At 72.7% G+C, this 16490-nt stretch carries 15 protein-coding genes; 8 read left to right on the forward strand and 7 right to left on the reverse strand.

The features are described 5' to 3' along the window. Window position 1: 1 nt before the first annotated feature. A complete protein-coding gene (locus ACGFI9_RS16560) occupies window positions 2-1330 on the reverse strand; it encodes an ABC transporter substrate-binding protein (protein ID WP_393178814.1) in 1329 nt (442 codons plus the stop codon). Between the two features lie 37 nt (window positions 1331-1367). Then, a complete protein-coding gene (locus ACGFI9_RS16565; protein ID WP_393178815.1) occupies window positions 1368-2879 on the reverse strand; it encodes an alpha-N-arabinofuranosidase in 1512 nt (503 codons plus the stop codon). A 137-nt stretch (window positions 2880-3016) separates the two neighbouring features. On the opposite strand from ACGFI9_RS16565, the gene ACGFI9_RS16570 reads away from it, so the two are divergent. After that, window positions 3017-4027 carry a LacI family DNA-binding transcriptional regulator gene (locus ACGFI9_RS16570; protein WP_393178816.1) on the forward strand — a complete coding sequence of 337 codons (1011 nt, stop codon included), beginning with the start codon at window positions 3017-3019 and terminating at the stop codon, window positions 4025-4027. A gap of 22 nt (window positions 4028-4049) precedes the next feature. On the opposite strand, the gene ACGFI9_RS16575 is transcribed toward ACGFI9_RS16570, so the two are convergent. The 3 genes from ACGFI9_RS16575 to ACGFI9_RS16585 form a co-directional block, all read right to left on the reverse strand. Beyond that, window positions 4050-4775: a methyltransferase domain-containing protein gene (locus tag ACGFI9_RS16575; protein WP_393178817.1), complete on the reverse strand. Its 726-nt coding sequence runs from the start codon at window positions 4773-4775 to the stop codon at window positions 4050-4052. A gap of 116 nt (window positions 4776-4891) precedes the next feature. After that, a complete protein-coding gene (locus ACGFI9_RS16580; protein ID WP_393178818.1) occupies window positions 4892-5209 on the reverse strand; it encodes a hypothetical protein in 318 nt (105 codons plus the stop codon). A gap of 39 nt (window positions 5210-5248) precedes the next feature. Continuing rightward, a complete protein-coding gene (locus ACGFI9_RS16585; RefSeq protein ID WP_393178819.1) occupies window positions 5249-6886 on the reverse strand; it encodes an ABC-F family ATP-binding cassette domain-containing protein in 1638 nt (545 codons plus the stop codon). An 89-nt stretch (window positions 6887-6975) separates the two neighbouring features. Here ACGFI9_RS16585 and ACGFI9_RS16590 point away from each other — a divergent pair, with 89 nt between their 5' ends. The 3 genes from ACGFI9_RS16590 to ACGFI9_RS16600 all read left to right on the forward strand — a co-directional run bounded on the left by ACGFI9_RS16590 (window position 6976) and on the right by ACGFI9_RS16600 (window position 8519). Beyond that, complete coding sequence (locus tag ACGFI9_RS16590; RefSeq protein ID WP_393178820.1) at window positions 6976-7746, forward strand: ROK family protein; 771 nt, start codon at window positions 6976-6978, stop codon at window positions 7744-7746. Between the two features lie 91 nt (window positions 7747-7837). Further along, a complete protein-coding gene (locus ACGFI9_RS16595) occupies window positions 7838-8206 on the forward strand; it encodes a tetratricopeptide repeat protein (RefSeq protein ID WP_393178821.1) in 369 nt (122 codons plus the stop codon). A 58-nt stretch (window positions 8207-8264) separates the two neighbouring features. After that, on the forward strand, window positions 8265-8519 hold the full coding sequence (locus ACGFI9_RS16600) for a Smr/MutS family protein (protein WP_123240206.1): 255 nt from the start codon (window positions 8265-8267) through the stop codon (window positions 8517-8519). Between the two features lie 36 nt (window positions 8520-8555). Here ACGFI9_RS16600 and ACGFI9_RS16605 read toward each other — a convergent pair whose 3' ends face one another. Continuing rightward, window positions 8556-9152: a dihydrofolate reductase family protein gene (locus tag ACGFI9_RS16605; RefSeq protein ID WP_393178822.1), complete on the reverse strand. Its 597-nt coding sequence runs from the start codon at window positions 9150-9152 to the stop codon at window positions 8556-8558. Window positions 9153-9344: 192 nt separating this feature from the next. Beyond that, a complete protein-coding gene (locus ACGFI9_RS16610; RefSeq protein ID WP_393178823.1) occupies window positions 9345-11726 on the reverse strand; it encodes a M28 family peptidase in 2382 nt (793 codons plus the stop codon). A 268-nt stretch (window positions 11727-11994) separates the two neighbouring features. Here ACGFI9_RS16610 and ACGFI9_RS16615 point away from each other — a divergent pair, with 268 nt between their 5' ends. Genes ACGFI9_RS16615 through ACGFI9_RS16630 form a run of 4 tightly spaced genes read left to right on the forward strand, consistent with a single transcriptional unit; the run spans window position 11995 to window position 16229 of the window. Beyond that, the gene (locus ACGFI9_RS16615; protein ID WP_393178824.1) at window positions 11995-13233 is read left to right on the forward strand and encodes a PP2C family protein-serine/threonine phosphatase; all 1239 of its coding nucleotides are present in this window, start codon (window positions 11995-11997) and stop codon (window positions 13231-13233) included. Further along, window positions 13230-14978: an ATP-binding protein gene (locus tag ACGFI9_RS16620; protein ID WP_393178825.1), complete on the forward strand. Its 1749-nt coding sequence runs from the start codon at window positions 13230-13232 to the stop codon at window positions 14976-14978. The genes ACGFI9_RS16615 and ACGFI9_RS16620 overlap by 4 nt, the downstream gene beginning before the upstream one ends. Then, window positions 14975-15427, forward strand: a complete 453-nt coding sequence (locus ACGFI9_RS16625; protein ID WP_393178826.1) for a response regulator — start codon at window positions 14975-14977, stop codon at window positions 15425-15427. The genes ACGFI9_RS16620 and ACGFI9_RS16625 overlap by 4 nt, the downstream gene beginning before the upstream one ends. Further along, entirely contained in the window at window positions 15420-16229 is an 810-nt protein-coding gene (locus ACGFI9_RS16630; protein ID WP_393178827.1) for an inositol monophosphatase family protein, read from the forward strand. Before ACGFI9_RS16625 ends, ACGFI9_RS16630 begins: the two co-directional genes overlap by 8 nt. Window positions 16230-16490: the final 261 nt, after the last annotated feature.

The raw sequence follows: 16490 nt of genomic DNA on the forward strand, positions 1-16490 counted from the left end.
ATCAGCTCCCGTACTTCTTGCGGTTGTCCTCGAGCTGCTTGTTCGCCTTGGCCACCCCGTCGTCCAGCGCCTGCTTCGGCGACTTCTTGCCCAGCGCCGCCTCGTTGAACGAGTTGTAGAAGGTGGTCATGACCTCGCCCAGGCCGGGGACGGCCGGCGGGAACGCGGCGTACTCCAGCTCGGGCGCGAGCGAGTTGACCTCGGTGAGCGCCGTGAAGTCGGCGCTCTCCCGGACCGCCTTGCGGGCCGGCACCTGGCCGCCCTTGGCCCAGTCCAGGGAGTGCTGGCTGAGCCAGTTGATGAACACCTTGGCCGCGGAGACCTTGTTGGCGTCGGCGCTGCGCTGCTTGACGATGGTGAAGTTGTGCGAGTTCGCCCAGGCGGCCGGCTGGCTGCCGATCTTCGGCAGCGGCGCCACGCCCCACTGCACGCTCGGGCTCTTCTTCAGGTCGTTGATCTGCCAGATGCCGTTCCAGTTGAACGCGTTCTTGCCGCTCTTCAGCGCCAGGTAGTCGGCGTCCTGGCCGACGTTCGCCGGCGAGTGGCCCTGCTTGATCATGTCGACCAGCCAGGTGCACGCCTCGACCGCCGGATCCGAGTTGAAGGTCGCCTTCGCCACATCGGCGTCGAAGAGCGTCCCGCCCCACTGGTGCAGCAGGCTGTAGAAGGTCATGCCGCCGGTGAACTGGAACGGGCTCACCCAGAAGCCCTGCACGCCGGACTTCTTCAGCTCGGTCAGCGCCGCCTCGTACTCCTCCCGGGTGGTCGGCGGCTTGTTCGGGTCGAGGCCGGCCTTCTGCATGACCGCCTTGTTGTAGTAGAAGCCCAGGGGGTGCATGTCCAGCGGGATGCCGTACCGCTTGTCGTGGTAGAGGCCGCCCTTCCAGACCGTGGGGGCGAAGTCCCCCTCGCTGAGCTCCAGCGCCTTGGCCACGTCGTCCAGCTCGGTGATGACGCCCCGGGCGGCGAAGGTGGCGAGCTGGTCCATGTGCATGACCGCGATGTCCGGTCCGTTGCCGCTGGAGACCGCGCCGGGGAGCTTGCTGTAGTAGTCGTCCCACTGGTAGGTGATCACGCTCACGGCGATGTTCTGGTGCTCGGCGTTGAACTGCTCGACGAGTTTCTTGAAGATGTCGCCGTCGCCGCCGGTGAAGCCGTTCCACAGCTTCAGGTCGACCTTGGGGCCGGTGTAGTCCTTGCCACCGTTGCCGGCCGTGGTCGACTTGGTGGCGCTGCCGCCGCCGCAGCCGGCCAGGGCCAGGGTGGCCGCCGTGCCGAGCCCGACACCGAGGCCGAGCAGGCGCCGGCGGCTCATCTCGTTCTGGATCATGTGTGCTCCTTGGGGGACGGGATGCAGTATTGCCTGGTCACGGCTGGGCCGCGAAGCGCAGCAGGTTCCAGGAGCAGGCGGGCAGCGCCACGGTGCAGCGGCCGCCCTCGACGGTGGGGGTGCTGAGCTGCCGGGGCGTCACCCGATCGGGCTCGGCCTCGGTGTTCGTGGCCGCCGGTTCGGCGCCGGCGGCGAGGGTGGTGTGCGATTGAGCGGAGAGTCGTGGCAGGCCGCGCAAATCGAGGTCCAGGGCGAGGTCGTTCGAGCCCCGGTTGACCGCGAAGACGGCCAGTTCGCCGCTCTCCTCGTCGCGTACCGCGACGGTGTCCAGGACCGGCACCTCGCCGTACCGCTTCGTCTCGTAGGTGGGGCAGACCGGCTCGGTCCGCAGCACGGTGCCGCGGGCGTACCGGGCGGTGAGGGCGAACGGGTGGAAGATGCTCTGCCGCCAGGCCGGCCCGTCGGTACGGGTGCGGATCGGGGCGATCACGTTGGCGAGTTGCGCCTGGCAGGCCACCCCGACCCGGTCCGCGTTCCGCAGCAGGGTGATCAGCAGGTCGCCGACCACCACCGCGTCGAGCGCGGTGAAGTCGTCCTCGATCAGTGCGGGCGCCTCCACCCAGCCCCGCCGGTCCAGGTCGGCCTGGAGGCGGGACTGGTACCAGACGTTCCACTCGTCGAAGGAGATCTTGAGCCGGCGCTTCTGCCGCAGCTTGGCGGCCACGTGGTCGGCGGTGGCCACCACGTCCCGGATGAAGTTGTCCATGTCCACGGCGGAGGCCAGGATGCTGGCCCGGTCCCCGTCGGAGGGGTCGTAGTAGGTGTGGGCGGAGATGTAGTCCACGTGTTCGTAGGTGTGCTCCAGGACGGTCGCCTCCCAGGCGGCGAAGGTCGGCATCCCCCGGTTGGAGCTGCCGCAGGCGACCAGGCTGATCGAGGGGTCGATCATCTTCATGGCCCGCGCCGTCTCGGCGGCGAGCCGGCCGTACTCGTCGGCGGTCTTGTGCCCCACCTGCCAGGGGCCGTCCAGTTCGTTGCCGAGGCACCAGAGCCGCACCCCGTACGGCTCCTCGGCGCCGTGCTTGCGGCGCAGGTCGGACAGCTGCGTGCCGCCCGGGTGGTTGGCGTACTCGAGCAGGTCGCAGGCCTCCTGCACGCCCCGGGTGCCCAGGTTCACCGCCATCATCGGTTCGACGCCCGCCTCGGCCGCCCAGCTCATGAACTCGTTCAGCCCGAACGCGTTGGTCTCGATGGTCTTCCAGGCCAGGTCGAGCCGGCGGGGCCGGTCGCCGGCCGGCCCGACGCCGTCCTCCCAGCGGTAGCCGGAGACGAAGTTGCCGCCGGGGTAGCGGACCACCGAGACGCCCAGCTCGCGGGTCAGGTCCAGGACGTCCCGGCGGAAGCCGCGCGGGTCGGCGGTGGGATGCCCGGGCTCGTACACCCCGCCGTAGACGCAGCGCCCCATGTGCTCCACGAAGGAGCCGAAGAGGCGGCGGTCGGCCGCTCCGACGGTGAAGGCCGGGTCGATCGTCAGCTGTGCGTTCCGCACGGGGGTTGCCACCTTTCCTCGTACCGGCTGAGGTGACCTCGGTCACCCCGTACAAGGAGTTTCTACAACGTTGTAACCAACGTTGTAAAGAACCGGCGACGCGGTACAGTGCCGGCAGCGCCGACAGGGGAGGAAGGGTGCGACACAGGCTCAAGGACGTCGCGGAACGGGCCGGGGTGTCGGTGAAGACCGTCTCCAACGTGGTCAACGGCTACCAGCACGTCCGGCCGGACACCCGGGCCCGGGTCGAGCAGGCCATCGCCGAGCTCAACTACCGGCCGAACCTGTCCGCGCGGAACCTGCGCAAGGGCCGCACCGGGGTGATCGCCCTGGCCGTGCCCGAGCTGGACATCCCGTACTTCGCCGAACTGGCTCGACACGTCGTCACCGCGGCCGCCGAGCACGGTTGGACGGTGCTGATCGACCAGACCGGCGGCGGCCCGGAGCAGGAACGGAAGGCGGCCAGCGGGATCGGCGACCACATGATCGACGGCCTGATCTTCAGCCCGCTCGCGCTCACCGCCGACGACCTCGCCGGCCTGGACGGCATGCCGATGGTGTTGCTGGGCGAGCGGGTCGACCACGGCCCCGCCGACCACGTCATGATCGACAACGTGGCCGCCGCCCGCCAGATCACCGCGCACCTCGTCGGCCTGGGGCGGCGCCGGATCGCCGCCATCGGCTCCCAGCGCACCCCGGAGGGCGCCAGCGCCCGGCTCCGCCTGGCCGGCTACGCCGCGGCGCTGGCCGAGGCCGGCATCAGCTACGACGAGCGCCTGGTGGCGCCCGCGCCGGCCTGGCACCGCGCGGACGGCGCGGCGGCGATGCGGCACCTGCTCTCCGGCGGCGTACGCCCCGACGCGGTCTTCTGCTTCAACGACACCCTCGCCCTCGGCGCCCTGCGCGCGCTGCACGAGGCGGGCCTGCGGGTGCCGGAGGACGTGGCGGTGGCCGGGTTCGACGACATCGAGGACGGCCGCTTCTCCATCCCCACGCTGAGCACCGTCGCCCCGGACAAGGAGCGGATCGCCCGGCTCGCCGTCGACCTGCTCGCCGGCCGCCTCGCCGGGGACCGGGACGGGCCGCCGAGGGAACTCGTGGCTCCGCACCACCTGGCGCTCCGGGAGAGCGCCCCCGACCTGCCCTGACCGGCCGCCGCCCCGGCCGTCTTCAGTCGAAGAACCGGGCGAGGTGGGACGCCGGCGGCGCCGGGGCGTCGGCGGGCAGGGGCGTCAGGTCGGCGAAGATCGAGGCCCCGTCGCAGCCGGCGTGCAGCGGGTACCAGCGCGGGGTGCCCGGCGGGCGCTGGCCGCAGATGCCCTTGAACGTCTGCACGTCCAGCAGCCGTACGTGGGTCGGGTCGGCCACCGCGTTCACGTGCCGCCACCAGGGGCTCATCACGTGCAGGACGCCGCCCGGCCGGAGCACCCGGTGGCACTCGTCGAGCAGCGGCAGGAAGTCGATCAGGTGCTCCAGGATGTGCACCGCGAAGAACACGTCGACCGAGTCGTCGGCGAGCGGCAGCGAGCCGGACAGGTCGGCCACCGCGTCCACCCCGCGCGCCGGGTAGATGTCCAGACCCAGGTTGCCTGGCCACTGCTTGGTCGCCCCGCAGCCCAGGTCCACCACCACCGGCGCCCGGCCGCCGACGCCCACCCGCGACCAGACGCCGAGCACCCCGGCGAGGCGGCCCACCAGGTCCCGGACCAGCCGCAGCTCGGCCGGATCGGCTACGGCGCCGGTCAGGTGCGCCACGCCCCGGTCGAAGCGCACCTCGACGGCGAGCCCGCGCAGCCGGTCGTCGTGCGCGGCCAGATCGGCCCACGCCTCGGCGAGGTACCCGTCGATCTTGACCAGCCGCTCGGCCGAGGGTGCGGAATGCGCCATCGCCACCATGCGCCACCTCCGCGCGGCGCGATACCCGCATCCTCGCCCGGTATGCCTGAATCCGCAGCTCCGATCCGGCGGAGAGCCGCCTCCCGCGCCGCCGCTACGGCGCGGTGCGGGCGGGGTCAGCCGGCGATGGTGCGCCGCGCCCGGCCGGTGCCGCGCATCCGCTGGCGGGGCGGCGGGGCGGGGGCCTTCGGCCGCTTGAGGTGGTAGCGGTGCAGCTCGTTGTTGCCCGGCAGGGACGGATCCTCGCTCATCGCGACCAGTTCCCAGCCCTGGTCACCGGCCCGGTTCAGGTGGGCCAGCGCGGTGTCGCCGTACGGCGTGACGTCGATCATCGAGCCGTCCGGGCCGTACCAGATGAAGACGACCTCCCACCCGGTGTCGGTGGTGGCGGCCTGGCGGCGGCGGACCAGCAGCGCGTACTCCCACTTGAGCATGGGGTCATTGTCACCCGGCGCGACCGGGCCGGCACGGGATCAATCCTCGGCGATCCGGCCGGCCGTCACCCGGAGCCGCCGGTTGACGCTCACCGCGTCCAGCATCCGCCGGTCGTGGGTGACCAGCAGCAGCGTCCCCGGGTACGTGGCCAGGGCCGACTCCAGCTGCTCGATCGCCGGCAGGTCCAGGTGGTTGGTCGGCTCGTCCAGCACCAGCAGGTTCACCCCGCGTCCCTGGAGCAGCGCCAGCGCGGCCCGGGTCCGCTCGCCGGGGGAGAGGGTCGCCGCCGGCCGCAGCACGTGGTCCGCGCGCAGCCCGAACTTGGCCAGCAGCGTCCGCACCTCGGCCGGCGGCAGCTCCGGTACGGCCGCGCCGAAGGCGTCCACCAGCGGCTGGTCGCCGAGGAAGAGCCCCCGGGCCTGGTCGACCTCGCCCACCACCACGCCGGGGCCGAGCGCCGCGTACCCCTCGTCCAGCGGCAGCCGGCCCAGCAGCGCCGCGAGCAGCGTGCTCTTGCCGGAGCCGTTCGCCCCGGTGATCGCCACCCGGTCGGCCCAGTCGATCTGGAGGTCCACCGGGCCGAGGGTGAAGCCGCCCCGGCGTACGACCGCGCCCCGGAGCGAGGCCACGACGGCGCCGGCGCGGGGCGCGGCGGCGATCTCCATCCGCAGCTCCCACTCCTTGCGCGGCTCCTCGACCACCTCCAGCCGCTCGATCAGGCGCGCGGTCTGCTTGGCCTTCGCCGCCTGCTTCTCGGTGGACTCGGTGCGGAACTTTCGGCCGATCTTGTCGTTGTCGGTGGCCTTGCGCCGGGCGTTCTTGACGCCCTTCTCCATCCAGGCGCGCTGCGTCCGGGCCCGCGCCTCCAGGTCGGCCCGGGTCTCGGCGTACTCCTCGTACTCCTCGCGGGCGTGCCGGCGGGCCACCTCCCGCTCCTCCAGGTAGGCCGCGTAGCCGCCGCCGTAGTGCCGGACCTGCCGCTGGTGCAGGTCCAGCTCCAGCACCCGGGTCACCGTCCGGGTCAGGAACTCCCGGTCGTGGCTGACCAGCACCGTCCCGGCCCGCAGCCCGGTGACGAACCGCTCCAGCCGGTCCAGCCCGGCCAGGTCCAGGTCGTTGGTGGGCTCGTCGAGCAGGAAGACGTCGTAGCGGCTGAGCAGCAGCGAGGCCAGCCCGGCCCGGGCGGCCTGGCCGCCGGAGAGGGCGGTCATCGGGTGGTCCAGGTCGACGGTCAGCCCCAGCTCCGCGGCGACCTGCTCGGCGCGTTCCTCCAGGTCCGCCCCGCCCAGGTCGAGCCAGCGCTCCAGCGCCCCGGCGTACGCGTCGTCGGCGCCCTCGGCCTCGGCGGCGAGCGCCTCGGTGGCGGCGTCCAGCGCGGCCTGCGCCGCGGCCACCCCGGTCCGCCGGGCCAGGAAGTCCCGGACCGTCTCGCCCGGCCGGCGCTCCGGTTCCTGGGGCAGGTAGCCGACGGTGGCGGTGGGCGGGTTCAACGCCACCGAGCCGTGCTCGCGGGGTTGCAGCCCGGCGAGGGTACGCAGCAGCGTGGACTTGCCGGCGCCGTTCACCCCCACCAGCCCGATCACGTCGCCTGGGGCGACGACCAGGTCCAGGTCGGCGAAGAGCAGGCGGTCACCGTGGCCGGCGGTGAGGTCCTTGGCAATCAACGTGGCGCTCATCAGGAGAGCGAGCCTACCGAGCCGGCGACCCGCGGCCGATCGGATGACCGGGCCTCGCGGGGGGACAGAGGTGAGGGAGACTCACTCCCGTGGTGACCACTCTGGCGATCGACTGCGGCGGCGGCGGGATCAAGGCGTCCGTGCTGGACGCCGCCGGGACCATGCGGGCCAAGCCGCTGCGGGTGCCCACGCCGTACCCGCTGCCGCCCGCGGTCTTCGTCAAGACGCTGCTCGAACTGGGCGGCAAGCTGCCCGCCGCGGACCGGCTCACGGTGGGGATGCCCGGCATGATCCGGCACGGGGTGGTGGTCGCCACCCCGCACTACGTGACCCGCTCCGGCCCGCGCAGCAAGGTCGACCCCGCGCTGGTCGCCGAGTGGTCCGGGTACGACGCGGGCAGCGCCCTGGCGGAGGCGTTCGGGATCCCGGCGCTGGTGCTCAACGACGCCGAGGTGCACGGCGCCGGGGTGGTCGCCGGGACCGGCTGCGAGCTGGTGCTGACCCTCGGCACCGGGCTGGGCAGCGCCCTCTTCGACGGCGGGGTGCTCGCCCCGCACCTGGAGCTGTCCCACGCGCCGGTGCGCTGGAACACCACCTACGACACGTACGTCGGCGAGCCGGAACGCCGACGCCTGGGCGACGCCTTCTGGTCCCGGCGGATCCGGCAGGTGGTCGACGGGCTGCGCCCGGTCTTCCGCTGGGACCGGCTCTACCTCGGCGGCGGCAACTCCCGGCTGATCCGCCCCGACCAGCTGGCCCGGATGGGGGACGATGTCGTGGTCGTCCCGAACACGGCCGGAATCGTGGGCGGTGTCCGGGCCTGGGAACTCGTGGGCGACCGGTACGACCCGACCCCCTGAGCGCGATTTCCGCCTCCCGGAACACTCGCGGTACGGCTGGTGTTGTGTCAGCGTCGGACAAAGGGCGGCGCGACACGAGGGGGTGGGTCGAATGGATCTTCTGGCGGAGTACCGGCGGGCGACCATGTTCTTCGAAGCGGGGGACCCGACCGGAGCGGCCCGGCTGCTGGAGCCGATCGTCGAGGCGGAGCCCGGCAACTCCTCGGTACGGCAGCTGCTGGCCCGCGCGTACTTCCAGTCGGCCCAGCTCAACCGGGCCGAGGAGCAGCTGCGCGAGCTGGTCGACCGGGACCCGAGCGACCACTACGCGCACCACGTGCTGGGCCGGACCCTGGAGCGGCTGAACCGGCCCGTCGACGCGCTGCGGCACCTGCGCATCGCGGCGGCCATGTACTCGACCAACGCCGACTACACGTCGGCGCTGCGCCGGGTGGAGGGCAAGGTCAGCGGCGGTCGCTGACGCCATGACGACGGGCAGCCCGGCTGGGCTGCCCTTTCGTCGTATCTAGGATGGTTCCGTGAAGCTCAAGCTCGATCTCCACGACATCTACAACAGGGGCTACGAGATCGACCGCGCCCTGCGCGACATCATGAACGAGGCGGTGGCGAAGAAGGCCACCCTGGTGGAGATCATCCCCGGCAAGGGCTCCGGCCAGCTCAAGAAGAAGGTGCTGCGGTTCCTCGACCAGAAGGACGTCAAGCAGCTCTACCACCGGGTCGAGAAGGACTCGAAGAACTTCGGCCGCCTCTTCGTCCACTTCCGCTGGAAGTAGTGGTGGGCCGGCGCGTCGCCGCGCCGGCCCCGCTCGTCAGGCCGACTTCCGTACCCGGTAGGCCAGGTGGGTGACCCCGTTGCCCTGGACGATCTTCGTCGGCCCCTCCAACTGGACGGGTGCGACCTTCAGGTCGGCGAAGAGCGGGATACCCGCACCGAGCAGCACCGGGACGAGGTCGACGTGGACCTCGTCGAGCAGGCCGGCCGCGTAGACCTGGGTCGCGATGGTGCCGCCGTTGACGCCGACCTGCTTGTCGCCGGCGAGGGCCTTCGCCCGGTCGATCGCGCTCTCGATGCCGTCGGTGACGAACACGAACGAGTCGCTCTCCCGGTCCCACCCCTCCGGCACGCGGTGCGTGACGACGACCACCGGCACGTCCATCGGGTGCCGGCCGCCCCAGCCGTTGGTCATGTCGAACAGCCGCCGGCCGACGACCAGCGCCCCGGTCCGCTCGTGCAGTTCGCGCAGGTGCTCCGCGCTCGCCGCTGACGTGCGCACCGTCATGCCGGCCATCTGAGTCTCCACGTCGCCGTTGCCGTACCACTGGAAGAGGTGCTCGAACCCACCGTGCGACGCGTCCGCGATGTAGCCGTCCAACGACATGGTGGCTCCGGTCATGACCTTCGTCATCGATTTGCTCCTTGGGCTCCGATCCGGTCCTTCATCCAGGGGTAGAAGCTGACCCTCCCCCTCTCGACATCTGTCCCAAGAATTTTTTGGCCTCCGACCTGGTTCCCCCGCGATCTTGCAGTTGTGGTTGGCGTTTGGTGGACTTTCGTCCCTTTCGCCGGGGTCACAAGTGCAAGATCGCGGGGGAGGGGGTCAGAAGGTGTAGGTCTTGGCGACGGCCAGCATCTCGGAGCTGTGGGAGCCAACGATGCCGACGTCGGGCGGGCGGGGGCGGAAGCCGGGGATCTGGTCCAGGCCGTCGCTGGCGTCCATGGCGCGCAGCCGCAGGGGTTCCCCGCTGGGCTCGAAGGTCAGGTCGAACTCGACACCCTCTGGCGGCGGCGCGTGGAAGATGAACCCCAGCGACAGCACACCGTCGAGGTCGACCGGTCGCCCGGCGACCGTGGCCTCCCTCAACCCGGCACTGCCCAGCGCGGCGGCGTTGAGGTGAAGCGAGAGCAGGCGGACCGGGCGTTGCGGCACCACCCGTACGCGGATCCGCCGGTCGCCGTGGGACGTCTCGATGTCCGAGAGCACCTCCACCTTCGGGGCGGGCAGGTTCGCCGCCGGTGCCGCGTCGGCCCGCAACTCGCCGTCGCCCAGCCCGGGGAACTCGTCGGCCACGTCGGCGGTGCCGTTCACGTAGCCGTCGGTCCACGGCTGGGGCTCGTCCTCGTGGCTGAGCCACTGCGCCTTTCCGGTGTCCGCGTCCAGGGCGTACATCAGGTGGGTCGGCACCGGGTGGGCGGCGTCGAAGCGGTCGACGGCCAGGCCGACCCCGGCGAGCACCACGGCGGCGAGCCCGGCGGCTACGGCCGGCACCGCGCCCAGCCGGCGGGCCCGCAGCGCCACCAGGCCCCGCTGGCCGCCGGCCTGCGGGTGCAGCAGGTCGACCACCGGCAGCGCGGCCAGCCCGAGCAGCACCGCGAAGAGCGCCGCCACCGCGCCCATCGCCATGCCGAGCGCCGGGAAGAGCAGCACCACGGTGGGCAGCAGGATGATCACGGCCACCGCGCCGGCCAGGGTCACCGCCACCACCGGCCACGGGCCGTCCAGCCGGGTGGCCAGCGCCGCCAGGCCGGCGAGCGCGCCGGCCAGCGCGGGCAAGGTGGTCAGGTACGCCCCACCGGGCACCAGCACCGCCAGCAGCACCCCGAACAGGGCCAGCCAGGTGAGCCCGCCGACCGCCAGCGCGGCCGGGCCGACCCGGCGGCGGGTCAGCGCGTACCAGGTGAACAGGACCGCGGCGGCGAGCGCCACCACGGCGAGCCGGTACCAGACCGGCCGGTACGGGTCGAGCAGTTCGGCGTACCCGGGGCGGATCGTGGTGATCGCCGCCCAGAGCAGCCACGCTCCCAGCGGGGCGGCGACGATCGGCACCAGCGTCAGGCCCACGCCCGCGGCGAGCTTCCCGACGGTGGCCCGGCCGCGCCGGACCAACAGCCAGCCGAGCACCCCGACGGCGACCAGGGCGAGCAGGGCCAGCGGCAGGGTGAGCCAGCCGGGGTAGCGGACCAGCCCGCCCGGCACCGGGAAGTAGGTGGCGTCGTGGCCGGAGCGCAGGTCGCGCAGGTCGGTGCGGCCGAACTCGCGGGCCAGCCCGAGCGCGTTGTCGCCGTGCATCTGGAGGCTGCCCCGGTCCATCGCGGCGGGCGTGTCCAGCGGCGTGTGGTAGACCGCGCCGCCGTCGATGTACGCCGAGTTCAGCCCGACGAAGCCGTGGTCCAGGAACGCGGTGAAGTCGGTGTCGTTGGGCAGCGCCCGGTAGATCTCCACGGCGAACGAGGTGCCCACCGGGTGCGGGGCGGCGCGCCCGAAGACGTCCACCAGCTTCGCGTTGTTCCGGGACGTCTCGAACATGATCACCGGGCCGGTCGACCCGCGCGCCTCCAGGTTGAGCACCACCCCGCCGTCCCGTGCCAGCGGATGGCTGGCGGCGAACCCGGAGGCGCCGCAGAGGCACGCCTCCTCGGCGTCGGTGAGCACGAAGACCACGTCGTTGCGGGGGCGTGGGCCGGCGGTCAGCGCCCGGGCCACCTCCAGGATGCTGGCGGTGCCGGCGGCGTCGTCGTTGCCGCCCGGCCCGGACTGCACCGAGTCGTAGTGGGCCACCAGGAAGACCCGTCCGGTCGAGTCCGTGCCGGGCAGCCGGGCCACCACGTTCCGTACCCGGGCCAGGGTCGCCCCGCCGGCGGCCCCGCTGAGCTGCCCGGCCTCCGGGGCGACGGTGTCCTGCACCTCGGTCTCCAGGCCCAGCCCGCGCAGCACGCCGACGAGGTGGTCCCGGACCTGGTCGTTGGCGGCGCTGCCGGCCACGTGCGGCCGCGCCGCGATGACCGTCACATTCGCGTACGCCCGCGCGGCGCTGAACTGGTCCGCCGGCGCGTCGGCCGGGCGCGGCGCCGGGGTGGCCAGGTCGACCAGGACGCCCGCGCCGACGGCGAGCAGCGCGGCGAGCGCGACGACGGCGGCGAGCGGCCGGCGGCGCGGGCGGGCCAGCGCCCGGTCGGCGGGGCGGGTGGGGGGTGCGCCCACGGGAACTCCTCGGGGTGGGTCGGGGGTGGCATCATCCTGCACCCCCACGGCCGGCGGCGGCACTCCCCGCCCGGCCGGTGCGTTCCGTGCCCGGGCCCGGTCGCGGCGTAACATCGGGCGTCTGCCCGGTCGCTCTTCCGAGGGTGGGTCCGCCCGCCCCGCCCGCGCCGACTCCGGTCGTGTTGTGTGCGACCGTTGTCTGATACAGGATCAGCAGGGCACTCGGAAGGAGCCCGACATCACCAGCGAATTCCCGCGTCTCGCGGCGGTGACCCGGCCGCACCGGGGGACCGGTGTGCCCGGTTCCTCCGTCGTGCCGCAGGCCGGCCACGGGCTTCGCGGTAGCCTGCCGCCCGGTGAGCGGCTGCGGGTCCTGCTGGTCGAGGACGACGAGGGTGACGCCTTCCTGGTCGGGGAGCTGCTCGCCGAGACCAACGCCATGATCGACCTGCTGGTCGCCACCAGCCTCAGCGAGGCCCGGCAGCGGGTGATGGGGGTCGACTGCGTCCTGCTCGACCTGGGCCTTCCCGACGCGCAGGGCCTCGACGGGCTGCGTCAGGTGCTGGAGATGTCCAGCGGGGCCGCGGTCTGCGTGCTCACCGGCCGTTCCGACGAGCACCTGGGCATCGTCGCGGTCGCCGAGGGCGCCCAGGACTACCTGGTCAAGGGGCAGGTCGACGGGGTGCTGCTGGCCCGCGCCCTGCGCTACGCGGTGGAGCGCAAGCGGGCCGACGAGAACGCCCGCCGGCTGCGCGAGGTCGAGCTGCGCCAAGCCGAGTCGGCCCGCCTGGAGCGGGGTCTGCTGCCGCAGCCGCTGATGACCACCGATCAGGTGTCGGTGCACACGTTCTACCGTCCCGGCCGGCACGCCGCGCTGATCGGCGGCGACTTCTACGACGTGGTGCAGACCCGGCCGGACCGGATCGAGATGATCGTCGGCGACGTCTGCGGGCACGGGGTGGACGAGGCCGCCCTCGGCGTGGAACTCCGGGTGGCGTGGCGGGCCCTGATCCTGGCCGGGGTGCCGGACGAGGAGGTGCTGCCGGCGCTGGAGCAGGTGCTGATGAGCGAGCGGCGGCTCCAGGAGATCTTCGCCACGGTGGCGACCACCCGGCTCGACCTGGCGGCCAACCGGGCCACCGTACGACTCGCGGGACATCCGCCGCCGCTGCTGCTCAGCGGGGGCCGGGTCGCCCCGGTGCCGGCCAAGGGGGGACTGCTGCTCGGCGTACGACCACGCCGGACCGTTGCCTTCGACCTGGAGTTCGACACGGATGACTGGTCCCTGCTGATGTACACCGACGGCCTCATCGAGGGCCGGGTGGGCACGGGCGACGACCGGTTGGACGTCTCCGGGCTCACCGGCCTGCTCGCCGACCCCGCCAACCGGTCGGTGTCCCTGGCGGAGTTGCCCGCCTGGCTGGTCGGCCGGGCCGAGCAGCTCAACGGCGGTCCGCTCGCCGACGACGTCGCCATGCTGCTGGTCAGCCGGGGCGGTGGCCGATGAAGGCGTACCAGCACGGCTGGACCCTGCGTCGCCGGGTGCTGGCGCTGCTCGGCGTGGTGCTGGTGCTGCTGCTCGGGCTGGCCGCGGCGGAGGCGGCCCTCGCCGCGAAGAACCGGCAGCAGATCGACGCGGTGCTGCTCAAGACGGGTCCGCTCCGGGTCCAGGCCCAGGAGCTGATGAGCGCCCTGCTCGACCAGGAGACCGCCGTCCGCGGGTACGCGGTGAACGCCGACCGCAAGGACCTGGCCCCGTACGCGGACGGCGTGAAGCGGGAACACGACACCGCCAACGAGATGCGGAAGCTGGCCGCCGACTACCCGGGCGTGCTGAGTGCGCTGGCGGTCGTCGAGCAGCGGGCGGAGCAGTGGCGGACCGAGGTCGCCCAGCCGGTGATCACCACGACCGAGCGCAGCGGCCCGGCCGCCGGCCGGGCGCTGATCACCGACCAGACCCGGCAGCAGTTCGACGGGATCCGGGCCGCGGTCGACCGGCTCCAGGAGGAGATCCTCGTCGTCCGGCAGCAGACCGCCGACCGGGTGAACGCCACCAGCAACGTGCTCGTGGTGCTGTTGATCATCGCTGCTCTGGTGGTGGCGGTGGCCGGCGCGGTCACCCTGGTCTCGCTGGACCGGAGCCTGATCCGGCCGCTGGCCGCCCTGGTCGGCCAGGTGCGGGAGGTCGCCGAGGGCGACTACCGGCACCACATCGAGGGGTCCGGCCCGCCGGAGTTCCGCCGGCTCGCCGACGACATCGACCTGATGCGGCAGAAGATCGCCCGGGAGCTGGACGAGGTACGCGAGGCCCGGGAGCGGATCGAGTGGGTCAACAGCCAGCTCCAGAAGCAGGCCGAGGAGCTGACCCGGTCCAACCGTGACCTGGAGCAGTTCGCGTACGTGGCCTCGCACGACCTCCAGGAGCCGCTGCGCAAGGTGGCCAGCTTCTGCCAGCTCCTCCAGCGGCGGTACGCGGGCCAGCTCGACGAGCGCGCCGACCAGTACATCGCCTTCGCGGTGGACGGCGCGCAGCGGATGCAGCGACTGATCAACGACCTGCTCGCCTTCTCCCGGATCGGCCGCCTCACCACCGGCTTCACCGAGGTCGACCTGAACAAGGTGATGGGCGACGTCGCGGGCCAGACCGAGGCGGCCCGCCAGTACGCCGACGCCGAGCTGACCTGGGACGAGCTGCCGGTGATCCGTGGCGAGGAGCCGCTGCTGACCAACCTGCTGGCCAACCTGGTGAGCAACTCGATCAAGTTCCGCCGGCCGGACGTGCCGCCCAGGGTCCACGTGTCGGCCCGGCTGGTCGACGACGAGTGGGAGATCACCTGCCGGGACAACGGCATCGGGATCGAGCCGGAGTTCGCTGACAAGATCTTCGTCATCTTCCAGCGGCTGCACTCCAAGGACGCGTACCCGGGCACCGGGATCGGCCTGGCCATCGTCAAGAAGATCGTGGAGTACCACGGCGGTCGGGTCTGGGTGGACACCGACACCGAGGAGGGCACCGCGATCCGGTTCACCCTGCCGGCGCTCCCCGAGGACGTCGAGGCAGCGCGGGCGGAGGCCGAGTCGGCGGCCGGTGAGGAGTCGACCGGGGAGTCGGCGGCGACCGTGGACGGTCCGGATGACACCCTGACGGCATCGCCCGTCGTCGGGCAGGCGGACGCGTCGGTACGGGGGGAGACGCCCGAGGGGGCGGCCGGAGACGGTACAACGGGTGGCATGAAGGAGACGGTGGGATGACCGCGCCGGCGGACGGCAAGAGCCCGATCGAGGTGCTCCTGGTCGAGGACGACCCGGGCGACGTGCTGATGACCCAGGAGGCGTTCGAGGAGCACAAGCTCCGCAACCGCCTCACGGTCGTCTCGGACGGCGCCGAGGCGCTGGCCTACCTGCGCCGCGAGGGCCAGTACGCGGACGCGATCACCCCCGACCTGGTCCTGCTCGACCTGAACCTGCCCCGCCGGGACGGCCGGGAGGTGCTGGCGGAGATCAAGAAGGACGAGCAGCTCTGCCGGATCCCGGTCGTGGTGCTCACCACCTCCCAGGCCGACGAGGACATCCTGCGCAGCTACCAGCTGCACGCCAACGCCTACGTGACCAAGCCGGTGGACTTCGAGCGCTTCATCTCGGTGGTCCGCCAGATCGACGAGTTCTTCGTCAGCGTGGTCAAGCTGCCGCCGCGTGGCTGACCGGCTGCTGGACGATGTCGGCGCGCTGCTGCGGGAGGCCGCGGCGGAGGTCGTGGTGCCGATGTTCCGCCGGCTCGACGACGCGGACATCGCCGAGAAGGCACCCGGCGAGCTGGTCACGGTCGCCGACCGCCGGGCCGAGGAGCTGATCTCCGCCCGGCTGCGACGGCTGCGCCCCGGCTCCGTGGTGGTCGGCGAGGAGGCGGTCGCCGAGGATCCGGACCTGCTGCGGCACCTGCGCGGCGGCGGCGACGTCTGGCTGGTCGACCCGATCGACGGCACCTCCAACTTCGCCGCCGGCCGGCGGCCGTTCGCCCTGATGGTGGCGCTGCTGACCGACGGCGTGCCAGCCGCCTCCTGGGTGTACGACCCGCTGGACGGGACGATGGCGGTGTGCCGGGCCGGGGCGGGTACCCGGCTGGACGGAGCGACCGTGCGGACCACCGGGCCGGCCCCGGAGGTCGGCGCGCTGCGCGGCACCGCGATGACCCGGTTCCTCCCGCCAAACACCCGCCGGGTGGTGGAGGGCGGCGGCGCGCGGATCGGCGAACTGCTGCCCGGCCAGCACTGCGCCGGCCGGGAGTACCTGGACGTGCTCACCGGCGCGCAGCAGTTCGTCCTCTTCTGGCGCACCCTGCCCTGGGACCACGCCCCCGGCACCCTGTTGGTGCGCGAGGCCGGCGGGGTGGCCCGGCGCTTCGACGGCACCGACTACCACCCCGCCGACGACGGCCGGGGCCTGCTGGTCGCGGCCAGCGCGGAGATCTGGGACGAGGTGCGGTCGGCGCTGCTGGACGGCTGAGCGGTGCCGCTCGTGGCGCGGGAGCGACCTGGATCACGGCTTCCTTGCCGGCGGCGGCGACCTGGGTCGACGCTTCCTTTGGAGCTGATACCAGAAACGACTCAGCGCCCACGCCGACAAGCCGGGTGGTTGGGGCGCGGTGATGCCGCCGTGGCACCGACCGCCGACGGTGAGTCGTTACTGATATCAGCTCGACAGGCAGAGAGGAGATGCGACTTCCCGTCGCCCGTCGCCCGTCGCCTGTCGCCCGTCGCCCATGAT

Origin of the sequence: Micromonospora sp. NPDC048930, assembly GCF_043197935.1 — a bacterium.
Taxonomy (GTDB): Bacteria; Actinomycetota; Actinomycetes; order Mycobacteriales; family Micromonosporaceae; genus Micromonospora.

Bases quoted from the DNA above. Each gene is read 5' to 3' on its own strand.
- ACGFI9_RS16585 (WP_393178819.1), bottom strand. From the start codon at position 6,886: ATGAGCGCCACGTTGATTGCCAAGGACCTCACCGCCGGCCACGGTGAC.
- ACGFI9_RS16595 (WP_393178821.1), top strand. From the start codon at position 7,838: ATGGATCTTCTGGCGGAGTACCGGCGGGCGACCATGTTCTTCGAAGCG.
- ACGFI9_RS16620 (WP_393178825.1), top strand. From the start codon at position 13,230: ATGAAGGCGTACCAGCACGGCTGGACCCTGCGTCGCCGGGTGCTGGCG.
- ACGFI9_RS16575 (WP_393178817.1), bottom strand. From the start codon at position 4,775: ATGGTGGCGATGGCGCATTCCGCACCCTCGGCCGAGCGGCTGGTCAAG.
- ACGFI9_RS16605 (WP_393178822.1), bottom strand. From the start codon at position 9,152: ATGACGAAGGTCATGACCGGAGCCACCATGTCGTTGGACGGCTACATC.
- ACGFI9_RS16580 (WP_393178818.1), bottom strand. From the start codon at position 5,209: ATGCTCAAGTGGGAGTACGCGCTGCTGGTCCGCCGCCGCCAGGCCGCC.
- ACGFI9_RS16560 (WP_393178814.1), bottom strand. From the start codon at position 1,330: ATGATCCAGAACGAGATGAGCCGCCGGCGCCTGCTCGGCCTCGGTGTC.
- ACGFI9_RS16625 (WP_393178826.1), top strand. From the start codon at position 14,975: ATGACCGCGCCGGCGGACGGCAAGAGCCCGATCGAGGTGCTCCTGGTC.